The organism is Novosphingobium sp. 63-713 (assembly GCF_001898925.1).
Classification (GTDB): Bacteria; Pseudomonadota; Alphaproteobacteria; order Sphingomonadales; family Sphingomonadaceae; genus Novosphingobium.
This window is the reverse complement of the sequence record NZ_MKVS01000041.1, coordinates 1-2,085: the sequence shown is the minus strand read 5'-3', so window position 1 is coordinate 2,085 and position 2,085 is coordinate 1. Positions and strand designations below refer to the sequence as shown.

Annotated in this window: 2 protein-coding genes and 1 pseudogene; 1 reads left to right on the top strand and 2 read right to left on the bottom strand. The window is 60.3% G+C overall.

Annotated elements, in window-relative coordinates; all coding sequences use genetic code 11:
• Positions 1-374 (top strand): hypothetical protein (locus tag BGP00_RS16680; protein WP_292925791.1); only part of this gene is annotated, 374 nt, incomplete at its 5' end.
• Positions 375-390: 16 nt separating this feature from the next.
• On the opposite strand, the gene BGP00_RS16675 is transcribed toward BGP00_RS16680, so the two are convergent.
• Complete coding sequence (locus BGP00_RS16675; RefSeq protein ID WP_292925790.1) at positions 391-1,587, bottom strand: GIY-YIG nuclease family protein; 1,197 nt, start codon at positions 1,585-1,587, stop codon at positions 391-393.
• Positions 1,580-2,085 (bottom strand): annotated as a pseudogene (locus tag BGP00_RS16670) (DEAD/DEAH box helicase); the annotation flags it as partial. The pseudogene BGP00_RS16670 and the gene BGP00_RS16675, both read right to left, overlap by 8 nt.

The window sequence follows — 2,085 nt, the reverse complement described above, 5'->3', positions numbered from 1 at the left end:
GCTTTGGCGAGTTGCGCTGCGTGGTCTCGACCGCCTTTTCCCCAGAGGACAAGCCAGAGCCTCTGGTCGCGCCATGGCCCATCGAATTTGGCATTCTGGAGCCTTCGATGGATGAGGCTTTGCGCAAGCGAGTCTCGGTCGCAACCATGGCATCGCCTGTGATGCTCGAGCTTACCATGGCTGAGCGGATCCAGATCAAACAGTATGAGGAACGAGGCAGCCATTTCTTCAAAACCCGCAGCATCCTCGGGCGTGAAGCCAGGAAGCTGGCGTCGCTGGCACATACCATCGCCGCCAAGCGGCGTCCGATGGCTGGTCTCGATGAAACGCTACGATTCTATCATTGCATCGAGCCTGCGCGCCACGCCTCGTAACCCAAGCCGGTGGAAGTCAGGTTTCGGCAGGGACGAACCTGGCCTCCATTGGATCATACCGAACCTGTGTCACGCTTCCGTCACTGATCCGGGAGATCAGGTCGTCGATCGCCTGGAACGGGATCAGGAACCATTCGCGCGGCTGGACGGTCCGGCCGAAGCGATCACCGGCAGCCAGGTCAAGCCGGGCCGCCGCCAACGCTTTATGGATTAGGCCCTCCATTTTGCTGCGGTTTATGTTGAAGAGCTGGTATTCGGCGACAACCTCGACATCAGCCAGCAGGAAGGTCGGGTCATTGCGCGCATTGGCCACACGATGGGCAACGCTCTGGCCGGTCACGCCGATCTTGTGGATCAGTTCCCGGTGCTCGGCGACATACGGGTGGGCCGACTTGCTGCGCAAAACATAGATCGTGCCGCTCGCCAAATCGTCAGGCTCGGCCACATCGCCAAAAAGGGGCCCAGCGCTCAAGGCGGTGATGCGGCGCGCGGTCTCATCGCGATAGAGCGCCTTCTGGAATGACCGGGCCAGCATGGTCGCCTCTGTGCCATTGTCGTAGATGACGCGCACACGCCGATCCTTGCGCTCATACTCCGTCACGAAGGCGTCAGAGGTATCCGCGATCAGGGCCATCTGCCCAGCCACGATGAAGAAATTGCCGGGCCGAACCTCCTCGAGCGTGACCTCTGTTTGATCGACTGCCTTGGCCTCGCGCGCGCCTTTGGCCAGATCGGCTTGTACCCGTTCGATTTGCGGCTTGAAGGTCTCGAAATCCTCGCACTTTTCGCGATTGGCGATGTCTTCGGCTGCACGCTTTTCTGCACGGGGCGCGACATGACGCAACTGGGTGATGTCGTCAGGTGCTCCGGGAGCAATGCCAAGTTCCGCCAGCAGGGCATCGTCGCCCAATTCCTGGGGCGCCACGGCTGCTGGGCCATTGCCATCGAGCAGGCCATCCTGATCGAGGCTTGCCAACAACTCGCGTGCTTCGGGCAGGGCGCGCAGGCGGTCAAGCCGAACAGCATAGAGGCGTTCGAAAATGTCACGGTCATCGCCATGCCGAGGCAAATGCCCATGCTCGGCCGCAAAGCGCTGAATATCCTCAAAACCGGCAATGATCCGTTCTTGAAGCGGGGTCAAGGCTCGCTTGGGTTCCGCTGCGGTCTCTACGCCCAGTTCGGCCAGCAGTTCAAGATCGCTCAGCTCAGCCATCAGCCGCCGCCTTTGCCGCATGACGTTGCAGGAAGGCGATGCCTTCAGCCATTTTGCGCTCCCAGGCGTCCTGCGAAGTCAAAGAGGGCAGGCGTCCCCGCTCGCGCTTGAACTCCAGTGCCCGTTCGGCCAGCATTCTTGCGTCCTCGTAGGTCAGCTTCTCTTTCTTGGCATTGATGATCGCCTGCACCTGAATCAGGGTCTTTTCGTCCATCGCCTTGGCCAGCACGGCATAGGTCGCATCAAACGGATTGACCCGGTCGATCAGGTCGATGTCGAGGTCAGTGACGCTCAGCGCAAATTTGCGCACGCCGTCGATGAAGGCTGTGCTGCCTGTAAACTCATCATCCACCACATCTCCCACTATGGCGGCTTTGGCCTGCTGGGTCAGTGTCAGGGCGGCAATCGCGTGCTGACGAACCGCTTCCTGGTCATCTTCGCTGAGGTCAGGGAATTTCTCGCGGATGATCTTGCCCATCTTCAGCTGGGTCAGCTCCT

Bases quoted from the DNA above. Each gene is read 5' to 3' on its own strand.
- BGP00_RS16675 (WP_292925790.1), bottom strand. From the start codon at position 1,587: ATGGCTGAGCTGAGCGATCTTGAACTGCTGGCCGAACTGGGCGTAGAG.